The following is a 6,356-nucleotide window of genomic DNA, read 5'->3' as shown; positions in this document are numbered from 1 at the left end:
AGGCCATCGAACCAGTGGAGATCAAGGCGCGCATCATATTCCGCCCATCATATGAGCCTGACGCTCGGCCCCTCGCCCACAAGCCCCCGGTAACTTCACCAATGCCAAAGCGCACGCGAAATCAATGGACTCACACCATCACGACCGGCACGGCCTCACTGGATGCGGGCAGCGTCGCGGGGGCGCCTTGTCACCAGCCGCCATTCGGGGGCGGACACGCGATTCAGGCCGCGCCGACGCCGACGCCTCCAGTGAGCCCGGCGCACGGCGCCCCCCATGCGCGGGCCCCGCGGCCCGCCTGAACCACGCCGGCACCGGTGAAGGCCGCAAGACCACCGACCCCCCCCCAAGCGTCCCGCCACGGCAATCGCTCCACGCTTCGGGAAGACAGCCCCTCTTCAAACACGGCGGCACCCGGTCGAAGCACGTCCGCTTGCAAGCCCCCGATTACGCACGAAGCCCCGGAACCACCTGCATTCTCGGGGCCCCACGCATTATGGCACGACCCCTTCCACACCACCAACCACACGACAAAGTGGCACAAAAACTCGGCCAGCCAACGACCGCAACGGTTTTCAAGGTCATGCTTCGACGAGCGGGCGAATGTCGCCGAGCTGGCTGGGGTCGAAGCTGAGCATGTCATAGTCGCGTTGGAGGTTGACCCAGAATTCGGGTGTGGTACCGAGCGCCTTGGCTAGGCGGTAGGCCATGGGGATGGTAATGGCGCGCTTCCCGTTGACGATCTCGCTGATGGCCGTCTGGGGCACGTCGATGGCTTTGGCGAGACGGTATCCGGTGATGCCGAGTGGCTGCATGAATTCCTCGCTGAGAATCTCGCCGGGCGCACTGAGGTATTCATCGGTGGTAGTCGTCGAAGTAGACATCGTATGCCTCCTTGTTTTCGTCGTCCCATTGGAAGATGAGACGCCATTGCTTGTTGACGCGGATGCTCCAGTGGCCCAGCAGGTCGCCCTTCAATGGTTCGAGCATATTGCCGGGCGGAATCTTGAGGTCTTGGAGCGCGTGCGCGGCCTTGAGCATCTGGAGCTTGCGCTTGAGCTGCTTTTCCACTCCGGACGGGTAGCCTTTCGGGTATGTGCCGCCGTAGAGGTAGTCGTTGAGTTCCCCGTTCCGCGTTCTCACAGACACGATACTAATGCGATACATTAGTATCGTCAAACATCACCATATCACGCCCCGCCGGCGCGTGCCAGCAGATCGGACGCCGACCATTCCCAACAGCCGCCCTCGAGTCGTTTGCGGGACGGCAGCCCGCCCCCTGCGCCGCCAGCTGCGCAGCCGGTCCACCCCCGAACCCCGCCCATGGTTTCGACGAGCCATCCGGCGGCCCCGGCTGGTGCGGGTGATGTGCATGCCGGTCGCGGCGGCCGAGCCGAGTTCGGTTTCGGCCGCCCTGTCGAGATAGGCGACCCGCACGTCCGCCAGTCGGAGCATGGCGTCGCATTCGGGGCAGTGGCCCACAGGATTCTGTCCGGCTGCGGCGTGAGCCGGCGGTCGATCCGGTCGGTGACGTGGACGAGCGCCATGTAGCCGCATGGCGCGGCGTCGAGCATGAGGATCGTGTTCCGTCGCGCGACGAGCCCGACCCACAGTCGACGCCATTGCCCGAGCGGGATCAGGCCGTATCCGATCTCGCGCATTCAAAAAACGGCTTGCCTCCAACGTTCGGAAAGCCCGAAATCGTTGGAAACAAGCCGTTTTCACATGGGCGGAAACGCTACCTGGAAACGTTGAACCTGAATTCGACGATGTCGCCGTCCTGCATGACGTAGTCGCGGCCCTCCTGGCGCAGCTTGCCCTCCTCCTTGATCTTGACCATGGAGCCGTCGGCGGCGACGAAATCATCGTAGGAGACGATCTCGGCCTTGATGAAGCCCTTCTCGAAATCGGTGTGGATGACGCCGGCGGCCTGCGGGGCGGTGAAGCCCTTGTGGATCTGCCAGGCGCGCACCTCCTTCTCGCCGGCGGTGAGGAAGGTGGACAGGCCGAGCGTGTCGTAGCCCACGCGGGCCAACTGGTCGAGACCGGACTCCTCAAGCCCGGCGTCGGCGAGCATTTCGCGGGCGTCCGCCTCGTCAAGCTCCGTCAGATCGGCCTCGAACTGGGCGTTGAGGAAGATGGCGGGGGCCGGGGCCACGGAGGCGGCGAGCTTGCTCTGCAGTTCCTTGTTCTGCAATTCGGCGTCATCCACATTGAACACGTAGATGAACGGCTTGGCGGTCATCAGATGCAGATCGTAGACGGAGTCCTTGTCGAAACGACCCTCGCGAGCGGCCTTGTCCAGCGTCTCGCCGGACTCGAGGATTGTTTTGGCCTGCTTGACGGCGTCCATATAGGCCGGTTCGATCTTCTTGCCGCGAAGATCCTTCTCGAGTTTGGGCAGCGCGTTCTCGATGGTCTGCAGGTCGGCTAGGATCAGCTCGGTGTTGATGGTGTCGATGTCGTCGGCCGGGTCGACGTGCCCGTTCACATGCACGATGTCGTCGTCCTCGAAGGCGCGCACCACCTCGCAGATCGCGTCCGCCTCGCGGATGTTGGCGAGGAACTTGTTGCCCAGGCCCTCGCCCTCCGACGCGCCCTTGACGATGCCCGCGATGTCCACGAAGGTGACGGTGGCGGGCACGATCTTCTCGGTGTGCACCAGTTTGGCGAGCACCGGAAGACGCTTGTCCGGCAGCGGCACGATGCCGGTGTTCGGCTCGATGGTGGCGAACGGGTAGTTCTCCGCAAGCACGTTGTTACGGGTCAGGGCGTTAAACATGGTGGACTTGCCGACATTCGGCAGTCCGACGATTCCAATGGTAAGAGACATGCCCTCCACACTACCTTCCCGTCACGTCATCGCGTCAGCCGGCGCGACGGCGTGGCGACGTGACGCGTGGCGGGCGGCGGATCGGGCGACTCACCCGGCGATCGCGTCGACCGCCCTGATCACCGCGCCGCGGAAGGCGGACTCCTCCAGCGAGGCGACGCCGCGGATCGTGGTGCCGCCGGGCGAGCAGACCGCATCCTTCATGACGCCCGGATGGGTTTCGGCGGCCATGTACAGCGCACCCACGCCCTCGACCATTTTGGCGGCGAGACGATAGGCCGCCGCACGCTGCAACCCGTATTTGACGCCGGCGTCGCCAAGCGCCTCGATGTACATGTCGGTGAAGGCCGGCGCGCATCCGGCCACCACCATGGCAATGGTCATATGCGTGGTGTCGACGCGTTCGATCAGGCTGATCGGGCCGAACAGGCGCTCGAACAACGCCGTCTGTTCGCCGGTCAGCGTGTTGTCGGCTTCCGTGACGAGCACGCCCTTGCCGACCGCCATCGGCGTGTTCGGAATGGTGCACTGCACATGCGCGGCGCCGAAGGCGGCGCCGAACAGTTCGCGGTATTTGGCGAGATCCCATCCCGCCGCGATGGAGACGACGATCTTGCCGGCCTTCGCGAGCTCCCCGGCAATCGGCTTGACGACCGCTTCGACCTGATGCGGCTTGATGGCCACGATCACCACATCCGCGGCGGAGGCCACCTCGACGGCGGAATGCAGCGGGCGCACGCCGAGCTTGGCGGCATTGGCCTCGAGCTTGTCGAAATGCGCGGCGCAGGCGACGATCTGCCCGCCGTTCACCACGCCGGCGCCCACCAGGCCCTGCGCGATGGCCTGGGCCATGTTGCCATATCCGATGAAACCAATGGTGATGTCATCCATGCTCATATTCCCTTCGCTTCCCACAACTCCTGCAACGACGCGCCCCCGGTCAGAACAGCGCCTCGAGGTCGCCGCGGTTCAGGGCCTCGTCGTACAGGTGCTTGAACACCACGGAACCGTGCAGCCCGTCGTGCTCGAACTCGTTGGTGGTCCAGTAATGCGAGTTGCCCACTCGGGACAGGGTGTCGAACTGCATGCCGGAGTCCACGTACATGTCGTCGAAATAGACCGCGGCCTGCAACGGCACCTCATTGCGCGCCAGTTGGTCCTCGTCGTAGATCACGCCCCAGCTGGTGTCCTCCATCAGCAGATCCATCGCCGGCGCGAAGGGGCGCAACGCGGCCTCCTGCTTGAACATCCAGGGGAACATGGCCTCGCCGGTGAACAGCAGAGGGCGGGCGGACGCGTCGAATTCCGGCCTGGCGTCGCGCACGCGCTGCGCGGCCCAGCGAATCGGCTCGTCGAGCTCGCCGTTGGCGTAGATGAACTCCTGCAGCGGCCAGTAGAGAGGACGGGACGAAGTGGCGTTCATCACCTTGGTCAGAAACTCCTCGCTCAGCGGGGACCCCTTCGAGGCACTGCCGTCGCCGTCGAGGAACGCGTCGTCGAGAATCCAATGCACGCGTTCGAAGCTCGGCTTCATGCCGAAATCCGAGCCGAGCATCTGGAAGCGCTCCACACTCAGCGGATCTCCATTGGGCAGGGTCACCTCGCCGTCGGCGAGCACGTCAGCCACGGCGGCCGCGCGCTGCGCATCCACCGGATAACGGTCGTAGAACTGCCCGGTCTTCCTCGCCATGCGCGGGAAGGTGTGCTCGTACACTTCGGTGGCGTCGGCGGGCACATGAGGAATGCCTCCGCATGTGAAGCTCGCGGTCACGCCTTCGGGGAACAGCGACAGATACGTCAGGGTCAGGAAGCCCCCGTAGCTCTGTCCCAGCGTCACCCACTGGCGGCCGCAGAACACGGTGCGGCGCAGATGCTCAAAATCCCTGACGATGGAGTCGGCGAGGAAATGCTTGAGATACGCGGCCTGCGCCGCCGGTTCGCCAATACGCCCCATCACCGTGCCGTCCACGCGGTTCGACCGGCCCGTGCCGCGCTGATCGGGCAGGATCACGCGGAAATGCTTGACGGCTTCGGCGATCCATCCGTCGGAATGCGGGTCAAGCGGGCGGGGGCCGGAGCCGCCGGGGCCGCCCTGCAGAAAGACCAGCAGCGGCATGTCGTCGTTGACGTGCTCGGGCGCGGACAGCACGCGGTAGAACAGCTTGATGCTTTCGCCGGCGAACCCCTCGCCGGGCTGCTTGCCGGACCAATCCAACGGAACGTCAATCGAACGATCCTCCACACTCAGTCCCGGAACGTAATACCGCGCCAACAACGTCATCGCCTGTCCATCCTTTCCTGTTGCCGGAACATCGCCGAATACACGACGAAATCACTGATGCCCATCTCACCCACACCGCGCGACAAATGCGCAGTCCCCCTCCAGGCGCTAGCCTTGCATCCATGGGACACAGAGGGAACCGCATTCTGACGTGGGCGCGTGCGAACACCACCGTCGCCGACGTGCTCCTGGCCATCTGCCTGTCGTTCGGCGCGCTGTTGCTCGGCATGTCATCCGCGGACTCCCCCGGATTGCTCTTCGACGCCGGCGGGCATTCGCCGTGGTGGTCCGTCGCATTGACGATTCCGCTGATGGTCCGCCGCACCCACCCCAGGCCGGCGGCGCTGGCGTACGCGGCGATCGCGGCGGCACAGCTGCTGCTGGGGCCGTCGCTGACCTACGGGGACATGTTCAGTCTGATCATGCTGTACTCCGTGTTGGCGTACGGCGATCCCCGCGATACGCGGCCTATGATCGCGATCGGATTCGGTATGGCCCTTGCCGCCGACCTCGTCAACGCGATCAGCGTCAACGCCGGCTCGCTGGTCGCAACCCTGCGCAGCGGATCGCATGTCGGCATGCCGTACTTCGTCGACGGCTGCGACACCTTTTGGACCGACGGCCCCACCATCAGCTGCGTGAGCCTCATGGCGACCGACTTCATGATCACGGCGGCGGTGATGGTCATGCTGCTGGTCAGCGTGATCATACTCGCATTCTGGAAACGGGCGCGCGTCGCCACCGTACGTGCGTTGCAGGAGCGCAACGCGGCGCTTGAGGCCTCCCAGATCGAGGAGCGGCGCATCGCATCGGCGGCGGAGCGAGCACGCATCGCCCGCGACATGCATGACGTGGTGGCCCACACGCTGTCCACCATCATCATCCAATCCGATGGAGGCCGGTACGCGGGGACCAACGATCCCGCCGTGGCGCGAGCCACCATGGCGACCATCCGGCATGAATCCGAACGAGCCCTGCGCGACATGAATCGCCTGCTGGACGTATTCGGCGGGCCGAATCACGCCGAATACGCGGATATGGCCCAACTGCTGGACACCTCCGCCGCGACCCTGGCGACCGTCCACGGCACGCTCGTCCACACCGTCGGCGGCGACCGGGCCCCCGACCGGCTCAGTCCCGAGGCCGGCGAGGCCATCTATCGTCTGACGCAGGAGGCCCTGACCAACGTCCGCAAATACGCGGGACCGGGCGTGCATGTAACGGTGCGCGAGCAGTGGGACG

At 65.0% G+C, this 6,356-nt stretch carries 6 protein-coding genes; 1 reads left to right on the top strand and 5 read right to left on the bottom strand.

Translation table 11 applies throughout. The annotated features are described in order from the left end of the window. Window positions 1-581 precede the first annotated feature (581 nt). The 5 genes from B2994_RS00030 to B2994_RS00010 all read right to left on the bottom strand — a co-directional run bounded on the left by B2994_RS00030 (window position 582) and on the right by B2994_RS00010 (window position 5,114). Complete coding sequence (locus tag B2994_RS00030; protein ID WP_291526373.1) at window positions 582-884, bottom strand: HigA family addiction module antitoxin; 303 nt, start codon at window positions 882-884, stop codon at window positions 582-584. After that, window positions 856-1,143 carry a type II toxin-antitoxin system RelE/ParE family toxin gene (locus tag B2994_RS00025; RefSeq protein ID WP_291526372.1) on the bottom strand — a complete coding sequence of 96 codons (288 nt, stop codon included), beginning with the start codon at window positions 1,141-1,143 and terminating at the stop codon, window positions 856-858. The genes B2994_RS00030 and B2994_RS00025 overlap by 29 nt, the downstream gene beginning before the upstream one ends. 595 nt (window positions 1,144-1,738) lie before the next feature. Further along, window positions 1,739-2,833, bottom strand: coding sequence for a redox-regulated ATPase YchF (gene ychF / locus B2994_RS00020; protein WP_291526371.1), 1,095 nt, complete (start codon window positions 2,831-2,833; stop codon window positions 1,739-1,741). Window positions 2,834-2,923: 90 nt separating this feature from the next. Continuing rightward, window positions 2,924-3,724 carry a pyrroline-5-carboxylate reductase gene (gene proC, locus B2994_RS00015; RefSeq protein ID WP_291526370.1) on the bottom strand — a complete coding sequence of 267 codons (801 nt, stop codon included), beginning with the start codon at window positions 3,722-3,724 and terminating at the stop codon, window positions 2,924-2,926. 49 nt (window positions 3,725-3,773) lie between these two features. Continuing rightward, window positions 3,774-5,114 carry an alpha/beta fold hydrolase gene (locus B2994_RS00010; RefSeq protein ID WP_291526369.1) on the bottom strand — a complete coding sequence of 447 codons (1,341 nt, stop codon included), beginning with the start codon at window positions 5,112-5,114 and terminating at the stop codon, window positions 3,774-3,776. A 122-nt stretch (window positions 5,115-5,236) separates the two neighbouring features. On the opposite strand from B2994_RS00010, the gene B2994_RS00005 reads away from it, so the two are divergent. After that, window positions 5,237-6,356, top strand: a 1,120-nt coding sequence (locus tag B2994_RS00005; protein ID WP_291526368.1) for a sensor histidine kinase, incomplete at its 3' end; no start/stop codon positions are given.

This window comes from Bifidobacterium sp. UBA744 (genome assembly GCA_002298605.1).
Lineage (GTDB): Bacteria > Actinomycetota > Actinomycetes > Actinomycetales > Bifidobacteriaceae > Bifidobacterium.
Note: the sequence above shows the minus strand (reverse complement) of the source record. Positions and strands in the feature narration are given on the sequence as shown.